Origin of the sequence: Janthinobacterium sp. BJB401, assembly GCF_013372745.1 — a bacterium.
Lineage (GTDB): Bacteria > Pseudomonadota > Gammaproteobacteria > Burkholderiales > Burkholderiaceae_D > Janthinobacterium > Janthinobacterium rivuli.
In genome coordinates this window covers 89,159-105,700 of the sequence record NZ_JABXFH010000005.1, presented here as the reverse complement: position 1 = coordinate 105,700, position 16,542 = coordinate 89,159, and the positions used below count along the sequence as shown (strand labels likewise).

General features: G+C 62.9%; 18 protein-coding genes. 11 read left to right on the top strand and 7 right to left on the bottom strand.

Annotated elements, in window-relative coordinates; all coding sequences use genetic code 11:
- Nucleotides 1-29 precede the first annotated feature (29 nt).
- From HWE17_RS05665 to rpoH, 5 genes are all read left to right on the top strand, one after another.
- Entirely contained in the window at nucleotides 30-1,010 is a 981-nt protein-coding gene (locus HWE17_RS05665; protein ID WP_255206126.1) for a MerR family transcriptional regulator, read from the top strand.
- Nucleotides 1,011-1,174: 164 nt separating this feature from the next.
- Entirely contained in the window at nucleotides 1,175-2,233 is a 1,059-nt protein-coding gene (ftsY, locus tag HWE17_RS05660) for a signal recognition particle-docking protein FtsY (RefSeq protein WP_035824796.1), read from the top strand.
- 8 nt (nucleotides 2,234-2,241) lie between these two features.
- Nucleotides 2,242-2,979, top strand: a complete 738-nt coding sequence (locus tag HWE17_RS05655; protein ID WP_035824790.1) for a cell division ATP-binding protein FtsE — start codon at nucleotides 2,242-2,244, stop codon at nucleotides 2,977-2,979.
- Complete coding sequence (gene ftsX / locus HWE17_RS05650) at nucleotides 2,976-3,896, top strand: permease-like cell division protein FtsX (RefSeq protein WP_035824786.1); 921 nt, start codon at nucleotides 2,976-2,978, stop codon at nucleotides 3,894-3,896. Before HWE17_RS05655 ends, ftsX begins: the two co-directional genes overlap by 4 nt.
- 384 nt (nucleotides 3,897-4,280) lie before the next feature.
- A complete protein-coding gene (gene rpoH, locus HWE17_RS05645; RefSeq protein WP_170840566.1) occupies nucleotides 4,281-5,180 on the top strand; it encodes an RNA polymerase sigma factor RpoH in 900 nt (299 codons plus the stop codon).
- An 89-nt stretch (nucleotides 5,181-5,269) separates the two neighbouring features.
- Here the strand turns inward: rpoH and HWE17_RS05640 are convergent, their stop codons facing one another.
- Complete coding sequence (locus HWE17_RS05640) at nucleotides 5,270-5,536, bottom strand: hypothetical protein (RefSeq protein ID WP_046683371.1); 267 nt, start codon at nucleotides 5,534-5,536, stop codon at nucleotides 5,270-5,272.
- A gap of 178 nt (nucleotides 5,537-5,714) precedes the next feature.
- Between HWE17_RS05640 and HWE17_RS05635 the strand changes: the two genes are divergently transcribed.
- The gene (locus HWE17_RS05635; protein ID WP_176388104.1) at nucleotides 5,715-6,167 is read left to right on the top strand and encodes a hypothetical protein; all 453 of its coding nucleotides are present in this window, start codon (nucleotides 5,715-5,717) and stop codon (nucleotides 6,165-6,167) included.
- Here HWE17_RS05635 and HWE17_RS05630 read toward each other — a convergent pair.
- Together HWE17_RS05630 and HWE17_RS05625 are read right to left on the bottom strand one after the other, a co-directional pair.
- The gene (locus HWE17_RS05630; protein WP_176388103.1) at nucleotides 6,164-6,511 is read right to left on the bottom strand and encodes an antibiotic biosynthesis monooxygenase; all 348 of its coding nucleotides are present in this window, start codon (nucleotides 6,509-6,511) and stop codon (nucleotides 6,164-6,166) included. The genes HWE17_RS05635 and HWE17_RS05630 overlap by 4 nt on opposite strands.
- Complete coding sequence (locus HWE17_RS05625) at nucleotides 6,508-7,623, bottom strand: cytochrome P450 (protein WP_176388102.1); 1,116 nt, start codon at nucleotides 7,621-7,623, stop codon at nucleotides 6,508-6,510. Before HWE17_RS05625 ends, HWE17_RS05630 begins: the two co-directional genes overlap by 4 nt.
- Before the next feature lie 76 nt (nucleotides 7,624-7,699).
- On the opposite strand from HWE17_RS05625, the gene HWE17_RS05620 reads away from it, so the two are divergent.
- The 5 genes from HWE17_RS05620 (at nucleotide 7,700) to HWE17_RS05600 (ending at nucleotide 14,188) form a co-directional block, all read left to right on the top strand.
- Complete coding sequence (locus tag HWE17_RS05620) at nucleotides 7,700-8,392, top strand: helix-turn-helix transcriptional regulator (RefSeq protein ID WP_176388101.1); 693 nt, start codon at nucleotides 7,700-7,702, stop codon at nucleotides 8,390-8,392.
- A 133-nt stretch (nucleotides 8,393-8,525) separates the two neighbouring features.
- Nucleotides 8,526-9,365, top strand: coding sequence for a DUF3667 domain-containing protein (locus HWE17_RS05615; RefSeq protein ID WP_235211855.1), 840 nt, complete (start codon nucleotides 8,526-8,528; stop codon nucleotides 9,363-9,365).
- Nucleotides 9,366-9,428: 63 nt separating this feature from the next.
- Nucleotides 9,429-10,154 (top strand): ABC transporter ATP-binding protein, encoded by a 726-nt coding sequence (locus HWE17_RS05610; RefSeq protein ID WP_176388100.1) that lies wholly within the window; start codon nucleotides 9,429-9,431, stop codon nucleotides 10,152-10,154.
- Nucleotides 10,151-12,463 carry a type II CAAX endopeptidase family protein gene (locus tag HWE17_RS05605; protein WP_176388099.1) on the top strand — a complete coding sequence of 771 codons (2,313 nt, stop codon included), beginning with the start codon at nucleotides 10,151-10,153 and terminating at the stop codon, nucleotides 12,461-12,463. Before HWE17_RS05610 ends, HWE17_RS05605 begins: the two co-directional genes overlap by 4 nt.
- Nucleotides 12,464-12,535: 72 nt before the next feature.
- Nucleotides 12,536-14,188 carry a patatin-like phospholipase family protein gene (locus HWE17_RS05600; RefSeq protein ID WP_176388098.1) on the top strand — a complete coding sequence of 551 codons (1,653 nt, stop codon included), beginning with the start codon at nucleotides 12,536-12,538 and terminating at the stop codon, nucleotides 14,186-14,188.
- Nucleotides 14,189-14,258: 70 nt separating this feature from the next.
- Here HWE17_RS05600 and HWE17_RS05595 read toward each other — a convergent pair whose 3' ends face one another.
- The 4 genes from HWE17_RS05595 to HWE17_RS05580 form a co-directional block, all read right to left on the bottom strand.
- The gene (locus tag HWE17_RS05595) at nucleotides 14,259-14,477 is read right to left on the bottom strand and encodes a hypothetical protein (RefSeq protein WP_034784905.1); all 219 of its coding nucleotides are present in this window, start codon (nucleotides 14,475-14,477) and stop codon (nucleotides 14,259-14,261) included.
- An 80-nt stretch (nucleotides 14,478-14,557) separates the two neighbouring features.
- Nucleotides 14,558-15,139, bottom strand: coding sequence for a TerD family protein (locus tag HWE17_RS05590; protein ID WP_035824768.1), 582 nt, complete (start codon nucleotides 15,137-15,139; stop codon nucleotides 14,558-14,560).
- Between the two features lie 33 nt (nucleotides 15,140-15,172).
- Entirely contained in the window at nucleotides 15,173-15,892 is a 720-nt protein-coding gene (locus HWE17_RS05585; protein ID WP_176388145.1) for a TIGR00266 family protein, read from the bottom strand.
- 70 nt (nucleotides 15,893-15,962) lie between these two features.
- Nucleotides 15,963-16,538 carry a TerD family protein gene (locus tag HWE17_RS05580; protein ID WP_176388097.1) on the bottom strand — a complete coding sequence of 192 codons (576 nt, stop codon included), beginning with the start codon at nucleotides 16,536-16,538 and terminating at the stop codon, nucleotides 15,963-15,965.
- Nucleotides 16,539-16,542 lie beyond the last annotated feature (4 nt).

The following is a 16,542-nucleotide window of genomic DNA, read 5'->3' as shown; positions in this document are numbered from 1 at the left end:
GGTACGGGGCGGCGGAAGGCGTAAAATGCATGCCACGTTCTTCCGCAAGCGAGCAAAGCCACCCTGGTATGGATACTGACCTGCAACCTACTTCCGCCTTCAGCATCAGCGATGTCGAACGCGATACCGGACTGGCCAAGGAAACCTTGCGTGTATGGGAACGCCGTTACGCCTTTCCCCAGCCCCAGCGCGACGCCTTTGGCGAGCGCAGCTACCCGGCCGAGCAAGTGCAAAAATTGCGCATGGTCAAGCGCCTGCTGGACCTCGGATTTCGTCCGGGCAAAATCATGCAGCACAGCACCGTGCAACTGCAGCAGCTGGCCAGCGCCGGCAGCGCGGCGCCGTCAACGCCGGCGCCCCAGCTCGAACACTATCTGGCCCTGTGCCGCGGCCATCAGATGGAGGAACTGGGCGGCGCCCTGCGCCAGGCGCTGGCCGTGCTGGGCCTGAGAGCGTTCACCATCGACGTCATCGCGCCGCTTACCGGCATGGTGGGCGAAGCGTGGGCTTGCGGCGACCTGGCCGTGTATGAAGAACATCTGTATAGCGAAACCTTGCAGACGGTGATGCGCCACGCCATTTTTTCCCTGCCGCAAGCGAGCAGCCCGTCCACGCGCACGCCGCGCATCGTCCTCAGTACCTTGCCGCAGGAGCGCCATGGCCTGGGGCTGCTGATGGCCGAGGCGCTGTGCGCGGCGGCCGGCGCCCATTGCATGTCGCTGGGGGTGGAAACGCCGCTGACGGACATCGTCGCGGCCGCCCGCGCGCAGCGGGCCGACATCGTCGCGCTGTCGTTTTCCAGCGCCAGCAAGCAACGGCAGACGCGTGACAGCCTGCAGCAGCTGCATGCAAGCTTGCCGCCAAGCATGGAATTGTGGGCCGGCGGACGCAGTCCCGTGTTGTACCGCCAGCCGCCGCCGTTTTTGCACGTGCTGGACTTGCGGCAAGTCGACGAAAGCATCGCCGACTGGCGCCGCCGCCATCAGGCGCTGGCCCTGCAAACCCATTGATCCCACTGGAAAGCACGGCAATTGCGGCGATCTCCGTGGATAGCCGCGCAATGTTGCCAATCGAACAGTAAAGCATGAAGGGCCGGGCGCGCTCTGGTAGAATAGCCCGTAACACAGTGTCCGGCGCCGCCGGGCCTTAGGTCAGCACCCGCCACCACACATCCATGTTTAGTTTCTTCAAGAAAAAACCCATCGCTCCCGAGGCTGCGCCAGCCGAGCCCCTCGTCCTTCCCGCCGCCACGCCGCCTGCACCGCAGCCTGCCGCTGCGCCCCTGAGCGGCGCGCCGGCCGAGCTCGTGCCCGTGATCGTGGCCGCCGAACCCGAGAAAAAATCGTGGATGACGCGCCTGAAGGCGGGCCTGTCGAAAACCTCGAACACCTTGTCCGTGCTGTTCGTCGGCGCGAAGATCGACGACGCCCTGTATGAAGAGCTGGAAGCGGCCTTGCTGATGTCCGACGCCGGCATCGACGCCACGGAGTTTCTGCTCACGGAATTGAAGAAGAAGGTCAAGGAAGACAAGCTGCTCGACGCGGCCGCCGTCAAGGCCGCCCTGAAAGTATTGCTGATCGACCTGCTCTCGCCGCTGGAAAAGCGCTTCGAGCTGGGCCGCCACAAACCGCTGGTGATGATGATTTCCGGCGTGAATGGCGCCGGCAAGACCACCACCATCGGCAAGCTGGCCAAGCACATGCAGTCGAACAACCAGTCCGTGCTGCTGGCCGCGGGCGACACCTTCCGCGCCGCCGCGCGCGAGCAGCTGATGGTCTGGGGCGAGCGCAACAACGTCACCGTCATTTCGCAGGAATCGGGCGACCCGGCCGCCGTCGCCTACGACTCCGTGCAATCGGCGAAAGCGCGCGGCATCGACGTGGTGATGGTCGACACTGCGGGCCGTTTGCCGACGCAGTTGCACCTGATGGAAGAATTGAAGAAAATCAAGCGCGTCATTGGCAAGGGCATGGAAGGCGCGCCGCATGAAACCCTGCTCGTCATCGACGGCAACACGGGCCAGAACGCCCTCACGCAAGTGAAAGCGTTTGACGATGCGCTGCAGTTGAGCGGCCTGGTGATCACCAAGCTGGACGGTACCGCCAAGGGCGGCGTGCTGGCGGCGATTGCCCGCGTGCGTCCCGTGCCCGTGTATTTCATCGGCATCGGTGAGAAAATTGAAGACTTGCAGCCTTTCGTGGCTGCCGAATTTGTCGAAGCGCTGCTCGGATAAGCCTATACATGATTGAATTTCAGCACGTCTCCAAGCAATACTCCCCCGATGCCGTGGCGCTCAGCGACATTTCGCTCAGTATTGCCAAGGGCGAGCTGGTGTTCCTGGCCGGCCCGTCCGGCGCCGGCAAGTCCACCTTGCTGAAAATGATCGCCGCCATGGAACGCCCCACGTCGGGCAAGCTGATCGTCAATGGCCAGGACATGGCCAAGATCAAGCCGGCCGGCGTGCCGTTTTTGCGCCGTAACATGGGCCTGATCTTCCAGCAGCAAAAGTTATTGAACGACCGCTCCATCCTGGCCAACGTCATGCTGCCGCTGCTCGTCGTCGGCGCGCATAAAGTTGCCGCGGAACAGCGCGCGCGCGCCGCGCTCGACAAGGTGGGATTGCTGGACCGCGCCATGGCGCGTCCGCTGTCGCTGTCTGGCGGGGAGCAGCAGCGCGTGTCGATCGCGCGCGCCATCGTCAACCGGCCACAGATCATCCTGGCCGACGAACCGACGGCCAACCTGGACCGCGCCAGCGCCAACAAGGTGCTCGACGCCCTGAAAGCCTTCCACTCCGTGGGCGTGACTTGCCTCATTTCCAGCCATGACGAACAGATGCTCGACGCGGCCGCCCGCGTGATCCACCTGAAAAACGGCCAGCTGGTCGCCATCGACAAGGCCACGCAGGCGCCCGTCTTCGCGCCGCCCGATCCCGATTTCGCCCCTGGCCTGGACGACGGCGAAGGAGAACAGGCATGAGAGGCTGGTTCCGTCAACACCGCTTCGCGCTCGGTTCGGCGCTGATCCACTTGCGCAAATCGCCGGGCGGCTTTTTATTGAACGTCGTCGTCGTCGCCATCGCCCTGTCGCTGCCGTTCGCCGGCTTGACCATGCTCGACAATGTACGCCCGATGTCGGAACAGATGTCGGTCGACCCGGAAATCAGCGTCTTCCTGAAGATCGACACCCCGCGCGAGCAAGCCGTGGCGCTGGCCAGTTCCATGCGCAAGATCGTCGGCGAGCAAAAGGCGAAAATCGTCTTCATCCCCCGCGAACAGGCGCTCGACACCCTGAAAAACAAGAGCGGCCTGGCTGATGTGCTGAGCACCCTGGGCGACAATCCCTTGCCCGACAGCTATGTGCTGAAACTCGACGCCTTCAGCAGCGCCAGCGAAGCGCAGGATGTCGATGCCGTGGCGGAACAGCTGCGCCAGTTGCCAGGCGTGGAATCGGCGCAAGTCGATTCGGCCTGGGTCAAGCGCCTGGCGGCCCTGCTGGGCGTGCTGCGCCTGGTGCTGTTGCTGCTGGCCATTACCCTGGGTGTGGCCGTGATCGCTGTTGTCTTCAATACCATCCGCTTGCAAGTGATGCAGCAGCGCGATGAAATCAGCATCTCGAAACTGATCGGCGCCACCGACACCTTCATCCACCGCCCCTTCTATTACACGGGCGCCCTGCTGGGCCTGTGCGCCGGTGCGCTGGCCCTGGGCGCCGTGGCGCTGGCCTTGCAACCGCTGAATACCGCGATTGCCGAGTTTGCGCGCCTGTACGCGTCCGAATTCCAGCTGGTGCCGCTGGCGCCGCTGCCGATGGCCGGCTTGCTGGCCGTCAGCGCTGGCCTGGGCCTGATCGGCGCCTTCCTCTGCGTGCAGCGCCACCTGGCGCGCCTGAACTGACCTTCCCTCCCATGGCGGCGCCTGCGGTGCCGCCATGCGCCTCACCCTCCCCATCTGCTGTTATCTTGATATTTAGCAAGTATTCTTAAGGTTCGCTTCAGCCAGAGGCCGTAGACTGATTACGTGTTCAAATCACTGTTCATATATATATCAAGCATTAAATCGCCATAGCATTTAGGCTATCAGGCCGATTAAATGTGCTGATTGGCACTCTCAAGCAGAGAGTGCTAATATAGGGACATACCAAAGGCAGAAGCGCCATGGACGCCAGATGAAGATGGTGCCGCGCTCTGCAAAGTGCAAGACCGAATACGCAAACAGACAACCGGACCACGTCGCGTGACGTGGCCAACTGGAACAAAGCAAGACTACGAGGGAGAAAACATGACTATGATGTCCGCAACGTCCGCATTGGTTCCGACCAAAAGTAATGCGCTGGGCCTCGGTTTCACCGGCAATCTGGGCAATATCGACGCCTATATTTCGGCCGTGAACCGCCTGCCCATGTTGACCCACGACGAAGAAATTTCGCTGGCGACACGCCTGCGTGAAAAAAATGACCTGGCCGCCGCGCAAGAACTGGTGCTGTCGCACCTGCGCCTGGTGGTCTCGATTGCCCGCGGTTACCTGGGCTATGGCTTGCCGCATGCCGACCTGATTCAGGAAGGCAATATCGGCTTGATGAAAGCCGTGAAACGATTCGATCCGGACCAGGGCGTGCGCCTGGTGTCGTACGCCATGCACTGGGTGAAAGCCGAGATGCATGAATACATCCTGAAAAACTGGCGCCTGGTCAAGGTTGCGACGACGAAAGCGCAGCGCAAGCTGTTCTTCAACCTGCGCAGCCACAAGACGGGCCTGGACGCGATGACGCCGAAGCAGATCGATGCGCTGGCCAAGCTGCTCGACGTGAAGCGCGAAGAAGTGATCGAGATGGAAACGCGCTTGAGCGGCCGCGACATTGCGCTGGAATCGCCGACCGACGATGAAGACGACAAGTTTTCGCCGATCGCCTACCTGTCGTCGGAGCAAAGCGAGCCGACCAAGGTGCTGGAAGCGGAACAAGTGACGCGTTTGCAATCGGAAGGCCTGGAAACGGCCTTGAGCAAGCTCGACGCCCGTTCGCGCCGCATCATCGAAGCGCGCTGGCTGGCCAACGACGACGGTTCGGGCGCCACCCTGCACGCGCTGGCGGAAGAGTTCGGCGTATCGGCCGAGCGCATCCGCCAGATCGAAGTGGCGGCGCTGAAAAAAATGAAGGGCGCGCTGGCCGCCTGGGTGTAATCGAAAGCAATGCCGCAATGCAAAAGGCGCCGCAAGGCGCCTTTTAGTTTTACCACTGATATTTATCAACAGATAAACATTGTCAGCCCTTACGCTGCAGCCAGGCCCTTGACGAGGACTTCGGCAACCAATTCATTCAGATCCGCGCCGCGCTCCTTGGCCAGGGTTTGCAATTGCAACACCAGATCGCTGTTCAGCTTGACGGCGAACGGCACCAGGCCCAGGGCCTGATCGCGCTTGCGCTGCTCGCGGCGGTCGACGACCACCGCTTCCTTACCGAATGCACCGGCGCCGGGAACACTCATCTTTCCCATCAGTTTCTTGGCATCGCTTTTGGCCAGGTCGGTTTTTTTCATGGTTGTTTCCTGATTTTCAAAACAGCCATTTTACGCAGTAATCGGCGCGCCGCGTGGCCGGCGCGTCAATTCATCGGCAGCACGCCAATAGTGCGCCTGAAAAATATCATTTTGTTACTATCATTTCATCCCACGCGTGAACAAGCACGCCGGGGACGCTCCACCTGAAAGGAAAAACATGCATTATCTGACCCGCTCTTATCGCAGCATGCTGCTGCCCCTGTTCTTCGCCTGCCTGGCCGTGCTGGCCGGCTGCGGCGCGGCCGGCAGCGCCGGCGACGCGGAAAACACGCCGCGCAGCGTCACCCACGTGCTCTCGCCGGGCGAACAGGTCGCCATCACGGCCACCGATACCCTGAAACTCGAACGCGTCAACGACAGCCGCTGCCGCAAGGGCGCCGTGTGCGTGTGGAAAGGCTACGTCAGCTACAGTTTCAGTTTGCTCAACAGTGCGGGCGCCACCGACATCGTCTTGTCCGATTCCATGCCCGGCGCCGCCAGCTCCGTCACCGTCAACCACCTGACGTTTACCTTGCTCGACGTCGATCCGGCCACGCCGCCGGCCCTGAATGCGGCCGAGCCCACTTACCGGGTCAAGGTGAAAATCACGCAGGGCGCGCTGCCCCGCTAAACGCTGTGACGCTGGCAGCTGTCGGCCGGCGCCTGTTGCCGGTCCAGCATGCCGTAATCGCGCACCACGGCGGCGATGCGCAGCCGGTAATCATCAAATACGCCCTGCCGGCCGGCCGACTGCGCCGCGCGGTGCGCTTCCAGCTGCCGCCACTGCGCCAGCGCCGCCTCGTCGCGAAAGAAGGATAGCGACAGCAATTTGCCTGGTTCGCTCAGGCTGCTGAAACGCTCGATGGAAATGAACCCATCGACTTCGTCGAGCAAGGGCCGTAGGGACGCCGCCAGGTCCAGATAGTGCTGGCGCCCTTCGGCGCTGGGCCAGACTTCAAAAATCACGGCAATCATGCTATTTCTCCCATGCTAAAGACGGGGATGCGGGCATTCAGCGACGGCAGGTAACGCCACGCCAGCGGCAGACGTTGCAACGCATCGGCCCACGTCTGCAGGCAAGCCGTGGCGATGGTGTGCGCGATGGACTGGCCCGGACAACCGTGGCGGCCATGGCCAAAGCCCAACTCCGCATCGCCAGTGCTGGCCAGCACGACGACGATCATCTGCCCGGCCGGCACGCGCACGCCATGCAATTCCACGGCATCGGCCGTGTAGCGGCGCGTGTTGTGGATGGCCGGATCATTCCGGCTGACTTCGCGCAACAGGGCCGGCCATCGCTGGGGGGCGGCGCGCAGTGACGGCAGCAAGTCAGGCTGCGCGCGCAAGGCAACGATGGCATTGCCCAGCAAGCCAGCCGTGGCGTCGCAGGTCTGCGACAGCAAGCCCACGAGGTTGGCCAGCAGGCCGCTCCCCATGGCATCGGTCTCTGTCACGATACTGGCCAGCAAGCTGCCGGGCCTCGCGTCGCCTTCGCGCAGCAAGGCGGTAAAAGCTTGCAGCAGGGCGTCGGCGGCCACTTGCGCGCCAGCCAGTTGTTCTCCATTGCTGAGCGGCGACAGGCAGGCGACAAAATCGCGCGTCCAGGCGGCCAGCGCCGGCCATTGCGCAGGCGCAAAGCCCAGCAAGTCGGCCATGGCGAACAGGGGCAGTTGAAAAATCGCATCGTTGAGCTGGACAGCATCGCCTGGCATGCAATCACCAGCAAGATGCATCGCCCGCTCCTGCAGGCGCGCCAGATCCACCTGGCCCAGCGCGCGCGCCAGCACCTGTTTCGGCACGGCATGCCGTTCGCCATCGTTCATGCGCACCAGTTCGGCAAAAATCGCGCCGCACGGCGTGCCCGCCAGAGTATCCGGTACAGGCTGTCCGGTCGGGCGCACGCGGCAAGCGGGATGCGCCAGTACGGCCAGCACGCCGGCCGCGCCCGTCGCCAGCCAGCAGTCGAGTGAGGCCTGGAAACGCAGCGGCGGGCCATCCGCCAGGCGGCGATAGTAATCATATGGCGCCGCGTGGGTAACGGCGGCGAAAGGGTCGGCGGGGTCGATAACAAAGTCGGTGGACGGCATGCGCATTCCATTGCAGTGAGGGTGGGACACGAGTATGCTGGTCCTTCCACCACAACACTTCGCCCACGAACGAATCATGGATGACAAACTTCCCTCGGCCGACATGGGTCTGGCGCAACTGGCCGGCGCCATCGCCGAACCGGCCCGCGCGCGCATGCTGTGCAGCCTGCTCGACGGCCATGCGCGCACGGCCACGGAATTGGCCACGCTGGCCGAAGTGGGCGCCTCGACGGCCAGCGCCCATCTGAGCCGCTTGCGCGACGATGGTTTGCTGTCGATGGTGGCGCAGGGCAAGCACCGCTATTACCGCCTGGCCAGCACGGAGGTGGCGCGAGCGCTGGAAGCGCTGCTGGTGGTGGCCGGCGTGCCGGCGACGCCCTTTACGCCTTCCACGCCCGACCGCCTGCGCCATGCGCGCACTTGCTACGACCACATGGCCGGCACGGTGGCCGTCACCGTGCACGACCAGTTGCTCGCCCAAGGCTGGCTGCTCGACGATGGCGGAGAATATCGTTTGTCGGAAGCGGGCGCGGCCGGCATCGCGGCGCTGGGCATCGACGTGCCGCAATTGCAGCGCCAGCGCCGCCGCTTCGCCTGCGCCTGCCTGGACTGGAGCGAACGGCGTGCCCACCTGGGCGGCGCGCTGGGGGCCGCCATCCTGCAACTGGCCCTGCGCCAGCGCTGGGTCGAGCGAGAACTCGACAGCCGCGCCCTGCGCCTCACGCCAGCCGGTGAACGGCGCCTGCTGGCCGCCTTTGGTGGCGGCTGAACGGCGCAGGCATTTTGTATCTCGGAAGCAACGAAAAAGATAAAAATGTGCTTTTATCATTCTTTTCATTCATCATAGGCTGCGCCCTTGAGCGATCATTTTTTGGCCATGGAAAGAGTTCATCTTGAAAACAGTGTCATCCAGCACCTGCCATAACTGCAATACCGATGCGCCAGGCAACTTCTGCAGCGCCTGCGGCCAGACGACGACCCTGCACATGCCCAGCGCGCGCGAATTCCTGCATGAATTTGTTGCCCATTATGTGGCGCTCGAAGGCAAGCTCTGGCGTACCCTGGCCCTGCTGCTGTTCCGTCCTGGCGCGCTGAGCAATGAATACATCGCGGGACGCCGCGTGCGCTACGTGGAACCGCTGCGCGTCTACCTGACCTTCAGCATCCTGTTCTTTGCCATCCTCAAGTTCAGCAGCCCCGACATGTTTCTCACCGTCCACGGCCAGCAAGCCCAGGCAAGCGCCCACGGCCCCCGTCAAACTCAGGAAAACAAACCATCACCTATACAGCTCAGCATCCTGGGCCAGACACCCACCCTGCCGCAGCAATGGCAAGACTTCGAGCAACTGCCCACGGCGGAGAAACAAAAACTCGTGGTGGACAGCTTTTACCATTACGCGCCGTACGCCATGTTTTGCCTGATGCCGCTGTTCGCCCTGTTCCTGAAAATCCTTTACCTGGGCAGCGGAAGGCGCTATGGCGAACATTTCCTGTTCGCCCTGCATGCGAATGCCTTCGCCTTCATCACGATGGCGCTGATGACCTTGATCCCCGTCAACATTATCCGCATCGCGCTCGGCGCCTGGCTGCTGGCCTATCTGCCCTGGGCCATGTGGCGCGTGTATCGAAGCGGCAAACTCGCCACCGTCTGCCGCTGGCTGGTATTGATGGCAGCCTACGGCATCGCCATGAGCCTGGCGATCCTGGCCTGCATCGCCATCGGCGTCATGCTGCGACATTAAGGGACGCGCCAGCGGCACCGTCTCGGGCTATCATCCTGCACGCTATCTTTTTTGGGATGCACGATGATTGCCTTCGAAGGCTTGTCCAAACAGTACGGCACGTTCGAGGCCGTCAAGCCGCTGACCTTGCAAGTGGGCAAAGGAGAAGTCTTCGGCTTCCTGGGCCCGAACGGGGCGGGAAAAACCACCACCATCCGCATGCTGATGGGCATCCTCGTGCCCAGCGCCGGCCGCGTGCTGGTCGATGGCTTCGATTGCCAGCGCGACGGCGCCGCCGTCAAGCGCAAGGTGGGCTACCTGCCCGACACCCCCATCTTTTACGATTATTTGCGCGGCCGTGAAATCCTGCAATTCGTGGCCGAAATGCATGGCTATCCACGCGCGGAAGCGGCCGCCCGCGCCGCGCGCCTGCTGGCGGAATTTGGCCTGGACGAGGCGAGCGAGGATTTCGCCGTCAATTACTCGCTGGGCATGAAGAAAAAACTGGGCCTGGCGTGCGCGCTGATACACGATCCGGCCGTGCTGATCCTCGATGAACCGATCAACGGCCTCGATCCGCGTGCTTCGCGCGACGTGCAGGAACGCTTGCTGCGCCGGGCCGCCGCCGGCACCACGATTTTTGTTTCCACGCATTTGCTCGACATGGCGCAAAAGCTGTGCAGCAGGGTCGCCATCATCCACCGGGGCGCCCTGGTCGCCACGGGCAGCCTGGACGATATTCGCCAGCAACTGTCCAGCGATGGCAGCCTGGAAGAGCTCTTCTTGCAACTGACCGATGAAACCACATGACGGCGGCGCCGCCCACCGCCTGGCGCGCCGTCTGGCTACTGACCCGCTTGCGCCTGCAGCGCCTGCTCAACGTCAGTGGTCGGGGCTTTTCCTTCAAGAAAAACAGTAAAAGCCGCCCCGCCACGCCGGGCAAGCGTGGCGGACGCTGGCTGCTGGGCGCGCTGCTATTGCTGCCCATGCTGTTTTCCTTCGGCAGCATCGCCCGCCATAGCGTGCTGAACATGCATTGTTTGCTGGACCAGGTCGCCGCCTGCCAGGCGCGTGGCAGCCTGCACACGGGCAGCCACCTGCTCGACCCCGTCATCGCGCAACTGATGGCCGCGCCCTTCAGCGCGGTGCTGACCGGCGGCCTGACCCTGCAGCTGGCGCTGCTGTGGCTGGTCAGCGTCCTGCTGCCGCTGGGCATGGGCGAGCTATCGAAGCCGGATTGGGACCTGGAATGGCTGGTCACCCTGCCCGCCGAGAAAAGCACCTTGCTGTGGGCGCGCGTGCTCGAACGCACGCTCGTCAATCCAGCCGGCTTGCTGGCCCTGTGGCCCGGCACGACCGTCATCGCCTGGTATTCGGGCCAGGGCTGGCTTGCGCCACTGTCCGGCCTGCTCGCCAGCCTCGTCCTGCTGGCCCTGGCCGCCATGCTGCGCACCCTCGTCGACACGGGCTTGCGCCTGTCACTCACGCCATCCCGGCTGGGCAACCTGCAGGCGGTCATTTCCCTGGCTGGCCTGTTGCCCATGTATCTGGGCATGTCTTTCGGCATGGGCACGGGCGGCTTCGCGTATGCGTGGGCGGCCGCCATGCCCGCCTGGAGCCACTGGACGCCGCCGGGCCTGCTGGTGCGCCTGCTCAACGCCGATGGCGTGGCCGCCTTGCTGCCCGCCGTCCTGCTGCTGGCGCAATCCCTGTGCTTGATGCTGCTGGGCATGGCCATCCTGCGCCGCCAGTTGCGTCACGGCGTCGTGGGCACGGGCCAGCGCGAGGCGGCGCGCAAGCCGGCAGCCGCGCCACTGCCCACACGGCGATGGCGCCCGCGCCTCGGCACGGCGATCCAGCGGCGCGAACTGACATTGCTCTTGCGCGACCGTAATTTCCTCGTGCAAACCCTGCTGATGCCCTTGCTGATCCTTGGCGGACAAGCCGTGGTGACGGGCCAGGCGCGCGACCTGCACGCGCTGCTGGATCATCCCGTGCTGCTGGCCTCCACCGGCTTTTTCCTCGGTACCTATGTACTGCTGATGTCCGCTTTCCAGACCCTCAACAAGGAAGGCGGCGCATTATGGCTGCTGTACACGTTTCCCCTTTCCATCGAGCAGGCGCTGCGGCAAAAGGCCCAGCTGTGGGCCGTGCTGGCCCTGCTGTACCCATTGGTCCTGTTCGGCGTGGCGCTGGTCTGGCTGCCCGCCTGGTCGTGGCAGACGGCGGGCCTGATGCTGCTGGCCCTGGCCGGCATCCCCCTGTATGCGCTGATCGCCGTGGCGCTGGGCGTATTTGCCAGCGATCCGCTGGCCACCGAAACAACGGCAAAGCTGCGTCCCATCTATACGTACCTGTATTTGCTGCTCACCGGCCTGTACATTGCCGCGCTGGCCGCCGGCAGCCTGGTGCAGCAACTGGTGTTTGTCGTGCTCACGTGCGCGCTGACCGCGGCCCTGTGGCAAAAGGCGCGCGACGCGCTGCCCTACCTGCTCGACTCCGCCGCCTCGCCGCCAGCGAGAGTAACGGCGGCCGACGGCCTGATCGCCGCCATGCTGTTTTTCATCCTGCAGACACTGGCCTTGATCCTGCTTAAAGGTAGCAATGCGGCGCCGCTGGCCATCGCCTTCGGCGCGGCCGGCGTGCTCACGTATGCGCCGCTGCGCCTCGTCTACTGGCGCGCCGGGACGGCCGGCGTGCCGCGCATCGGACAGGGGCGCCAGCCATGGCGCCGGGGAGTCGCGGGCGCCTGTGCCGCGGCGCTGTTCGGCATCGCTTATGCGGCCCTGTTGCCGCCAAGCGCTTCAACATTGATGCAGATCAATAGCGACGGACTGTGGCTGTTGGCCGTAGGCGTGCTGGCCGCGCCCCTGTGCGAGGAATTCCTCTTCCGTGGCTTGCTGCAGGGAGGCTTGCGCCGTTCTCTGCCCGCCTGGCAAGCGATCGGCATCGCCGCCGCGCTGTTTGCCCTCGTGCATCCACCGGCCGCCATGCTGCCCGCCTTCGTGCTGGGCCTGTGCGCGGGCCATGCCTACGAGCGCAGCGGCGCGCTGCTGGCGCCCATGCTCGTGCACGCGCTCTACAACGCGGCCCTGCTCGGCTGCCAGCTGAATAGGTGATTGTTGCCGAGTTTGCTAGAATCGCACACGTTTCCGTCCGTATCCCAACCCCTGACTACGCACAGATCACGCATGAATCCACGCTTGTTCGTCCCATGTATCCTCGTTGCACTGTTGAGCGGCTGCACGGTACTCGCCCTGCGCCCCAACCGCGGCGTCGAAAACCGCACGTTTACCGTGCAGGAAACCCCGCGCCTGCGCATCGACGCGCCCAAGGCGCGCATCCAGAACCCGATGCCCAACGACCATTTCATCGGCATCGCCCTGTCCGGCGGAGGCAGCCGCGCCGCCAATTTCTCGGCCGCCTCGCTGGAGCAGCTGGAGCAGTTCGGCCTCGTCAGCGGCGCCTCGGCCATCTCCGGCGTGTCGGGCGGCGCCATCGCGGGCGGCTACTATGCGCTGCATGGCAAACAGACGGACTGGCCCTTGCTGCGCAGCAAACTGAAAACGGATTTCTTTGGCCAGACCATATTGAAACCGGCCAACCTGACGACGATGTTGTTGACGAACAAGACGCGCACCTCGTTCCTGTCCGACGTGCTGGACGATGTGCTGTACGACAAGAAAACCTACCAGGACTTGCCGCACGACGGCCCCATCTTCCTGGCCAACGCGACGGACGCCACCGATGGCGGCAAGCGCGTGGTGTTTTCCTACGAGTATTTCTACAGCACCCTGCATTCGCCGATCCAGGATATCCGCCTGGCCACGGCCGTGGCCACCTCGGCCGCCTTTCCCGGCGTCTTCGATTCCGTCACCTTCGAACGCTTCCGCCCGAAAAACAGTTTCGTGCCGGAACTCGGTTCCGAGTCGCGCGAATCGCCGTCGTATGTCCACCTGTTTGACGGCGGCGCGGCCGACAACCTGGGCGTGGAAACCCTGTGGGACGTGGCCCTGACGCAGCTGTACGGCAACGACATGGCCGTCGTGCCGCCACGCCTGAACAGCAAGCCCTTCATCCTCATTTCCATCGACGCCAACGCGCCCAATTCCAGCGCCGTGTTCGAAAAGATGTCGGACGAGCGCCAGCCGCTGGACCGCATCTTCAACAAGAATATCTACGACGCCGTCGACGCCCTGTTCTCGCGCCAGCGCAAGGAAAACCTCGTCAAGATGGGCTTTGGGCAAGCCCGCTTCGATACCATCACGCATGAAAACTTTGGCGACCTGAGCCAGAAATTCGTCAAGGGCAAGCGCACCTCGGCCTTTGCCATCCCCGTGCTGTGCCGCCCCCACCTGGGCCTGTACCGCTGCGAAGTCGATGCGGCCGATCCCTTGCCGGGCCAGATCCGCACGCGGCTGGAAGGCTTTGCCTGGCATATCTCCATCGACCAGATCGCCTCGCTGGCGCTGCGCCTGGCCAGCGAAGACGTGCACGTCGATGGTGCCCGCAAGGAAGAGCGGGCCGCCCTCGTCAAGCTGCAACGTCTGGCCACGCAAACGAAAACCCATCTGAAGCTGACGGGTCCGGAAAATTGCAGCCCGGAAGTCTTGCAATCGGCCCTGTACAGCGCCGCGCGCGTGCTGATCCTCGACGACGAGGAATCGCGCTTCGCCCTGTGCGACTACATGCTGGCGGGCCAGCTGATCAATGACGACACCGTCTGCAAGCAGCGCTATGTGCACGCCGTGCCCCGCTTTGCCATCGAAAGCGAAGATTTGCAGTACCGCAACCTGAGTTCGGACGGCAATTCCGTGAACGTGCCGATACGCTGCAAGAAGTGAGCGCCCACAAAAAAGCCCGCACGATCGCTCGTGCAGGCTTTAGCGCAAGGATTCCAAGCGCCCGATTGACTTAAATCAACCGACTGCGCCTGCGCATGTAGCTGCGGCTTAACGCACCTTCCAGTTCCTGCTCCGTTTTATGCTGGTTCACCGTGTACAGGGCCCACAGGGCCGCCGGCGCCCAGCCGATCACAGTGCACTGCAAGATCAAGGCGGCGGCACCGGCCAGCGGGCGCCCCAGCATGAAAAACGTGAGACACGGAAGTAGCAAGGCTATCAGCAATCGCATCACGACATACTCTCCTTCAATATAGAGCAGCGGACAAGGGCCGGTATCCGGTCCGTCCCCCGCCCGCTGCGTACTGCTCCTTATAGATGCACGGCGATTTGCGGCATCAAGTCGTCAAACGTGCGACCGTTGCCGTTTTCTCCGATGGCGTGCATCTTCCATTCGCCGTTATGGCGGTACAGCTTGGCCATGATCTGTGCCGTGTGGGAACCTTGCACAGACAGGTTGAAACGCGCGACTTCCTGGTTATTGCTGGCATTCAAGATGCGGCAATAGGCGTTTTCTACCTGCGAGAAGTTCTGGCCAGTAAAGCTGTTGACGGTGAAGACGAGGCTTTTCACGTTCGCCGGCACTTTCGACAGATCGACATTGATCTGTTCGTCGTCGCCATCGCCCGCGCCCGTGCGGTTGTCGCCCGTGTGGACAATGCTGCCGTCCTTGCTTTTCAACTGGCGGAACCAGACGATGTCGGACGTGCTCTTGTTTTCATCGAACATGACGCACGACGCATCCAGGTCGACGGCTTCCGTCTTCGAACCGAAACCGAGGAAACCCTTGGTCTTGGCCGCATCCCAGCCCAGGCCCATGGTGATACGGGTCAGGGTGGTACCAGCTTCTTTGTCCAGAGAAATCTTCTGGCCTTTGCTCAAATTGACAGACATACGCATAGCTCCTGTTAAGTGTTTACTGCTTGATTACGCCGGCTTGCTTTGGGTCCAGGCGAGGAAGGCCGCGCGGTTGCGCGAGCACACGAGGATTTTTCCCGTGCCTGAAAACTTCAGCACCATGCCCTCGCCGCTGGTCTGGCTATTGATCAAATTGCCCAGAAAGCCGCCGCTGCTGCCGGTCGTCATGGAAATTTCGTATTGCAGGCGGTTGTCCCAGCACACGACGTGCGAGTTATCGATCACCACGTCCTTGCCCGGCGTCACTTCCAGTATCGACATCGCGCCAAAACCGGACACCGCCAACTGGCCGCTGCCTGCCGTCTCGGTAATGAAAAAACCACCGCTCTGAGCAAACAGCGCATTGCCAAGGCTCTGCGTGCGCACCTTCAATTCCACGCCAGCACTGGCCGCCACAAAGGCGCCGTCGCTGATCATGTATTGCTGGGCACCAACCTCATTGCCCACCTCATTGCCCACATTAAGCACCCGCATCGCGCCGGGCAAGGTAGGCGACAGCAGACAGTCGCCATCGCCCCGCATGGCCTCGATATGCTGCTGAAAGAACGATTCCCCGTTGGCAAAGGTGCGCATCAGCGCGGCGCCTATGCCGCCAGTCATCTTGCCTTTCAGCTCAAGATTGGTTTCCATCATCACCATCGCATTGGATTCGCAATAAATCTTCTCGCCCTTGGCAAGCGACACATGCAGGAACGGGTCGACGTCCCCGGTAATATTGAAAACTGGCATACCTGTTCCTTCCTCAACTCGGTAATGATGGGGGCGGTCCACACTGCGGACCGCCTTGACTGCTTACAACTTATACGCCGACGCCGAACGAGGCGGCGAGTGGGCCCAAGCCGCCCTTGTAGCCCTGGCCGATGGCCTTGAATTTCCAATCGGCGCCATTGCGGTAGATTTCACCGAAGACCATGGCCGTTTCCGCCGAACCGTCTTCCGACAGGTCGAAGCGGGCGATTTCCGTGTTGCCGTTGGCATTCACGCAGCGTACGTACGCCTTCGATACCATACCAAAGTTTTGCTTGCGCGCTTCGGCATCGTGAATCGTGACGCAGACGGCGATCTTGTCGATCTCGGCTGGCACCGTGGCCAGGTCGACGATGACGGTTTCATCATCGCCATCGCCGGCGCCGGTGGTGTTGTCGCCCGAGTGGGTGACGGAGCCGTCGCTCGACTTCAGGTTGTTGTAGAAAATCATGTCGATGTCGGCGCGAACCTTGCCGTCGGCCTTCAGCAGGAACACGGAACCGTCGATGTCGAACGCGGCGCCATCGGTGGCGCGGGCATCCCAGCCCAGGCCGATGATCATCTTCGAAATGCCAGGAGCTTCCTTGCTCAGGTTGACGTTGCCGCCTTTTTGCAGACTGATTGCCATGATG

Coding starts and splice junctions, on each gene's coding strand:
- HWE17_RS05665 (WP_255206126.1), top strand. CDS start 30: ATGCCACGTTCTTCCGCAAGCGAGCAAAGCCACCCTGGTATGGATACT.
- ftsY (WP_035824796.1), top strand. CDS start 1,175: ATGTTTAGTTTCTTCAAGAAAAAACCCATCGCTCCCGAGGCTGCGCCA.
- HWE17_RS05655 (WP_035824790.1), top strand. CDS start 2,242: ATGATTGAATTTCAGCACGTCTCCAAGCAATACTCCCCCGATGCCGTG.
- ftsX (WP_035824786.1), top strand. CDS start 2,976: ATGAGAGGCTGGTTCCGTCAACACCGCTTCGCGCTCGGTTCGGCGCTG.
- rpoH (WP_170840566.1), top strand. CDS start 4,281: ATGACTATGATGTCCGCAACGTCCGCATTGGTTCCGACCAAAAGTAAT.
- HWE17_RS05640 (WP_046683371.1), bottom strand. CDS start 5,536: ATGAAAAAAACCGACCTGGCCAAAAGCGATGCCAAGAAACTGATGGGA.
- HWE17_RS05635 (WP_176388104.1), top strand. CDS start 5,715: ATGCATTATCTGACCCGCTCTTATCGCAGCATGCTGCTGCCCCTGTTC.
- HWE17_RS05630 (WP_176388103.1), bottom strand. CDS start 6,511: ATGATTGCCGTGATTTTTGAAGTCTGGCCCAGCGCCGAAGGGCGCCAG.
- HWE17_RS05625 (WP_176388102.1), bottom strand. CDS start 7,623: ATGCCGTCCACCGACTTTGTTATCGACCCCGCCGACCCTTTCGCCGCC.
- HWE17_RS05620 (WP_176388101.1), top strand. CDS start 7,700: ATGGATGACAAACTTCCCTCGGCCGACATGGGTCTGGCGCAACTGGCC.
- HWE17_RS05610 (WP_176388100.1), top strand. CDS start 9,429: ATGATTGCCTTCGAAGGCTTGTCCAAACAGTACGGCACGTTCGAGGCC.
- HWE17_RS05605 (WP_176388099.1), top strand. CDS start 10,151: ATGACGGCGGCGCCGCCCACCGCCTGGCGCGCCGTCTGGCTACTGACC.
- HWE17_RS05600 (WP_176388098.1), top strand. CDS start 12,536: ATGAATCCACGCTTGTTCGTCCCATGTATCCTCGTTGCACTGTTGAGC.
- HWE17_RS05595 (WP_034784905.1), bottom strand. CDS start 14,477: ATGCGATTGCTGATAGCCTTGCTACTTCCGTGTCTCACGTTTTTCATG.
- HWE17_RS05590 (WP_035824768.1), bottom strand. CDS start 15,139: ATGTCTGTCAATTTGAGCAAAGGCCAGAAGATTTCTCTGGACAAAGAA.
- HWE17_RS05585 (WP_176388145.1), bottom strand. CDS start 15,892: ATGCCAGTTTTCAATATTACCGGGGACGTCGACCCGTTCCTGCATGTG.
- HWE17_RS05580 (WP_176388097.1), bottom strand. CDS start 16,538: ATGGCAATCAGTCTGCAAAAAGGCGGCAACGTCAACCTGAGCAAGGAA.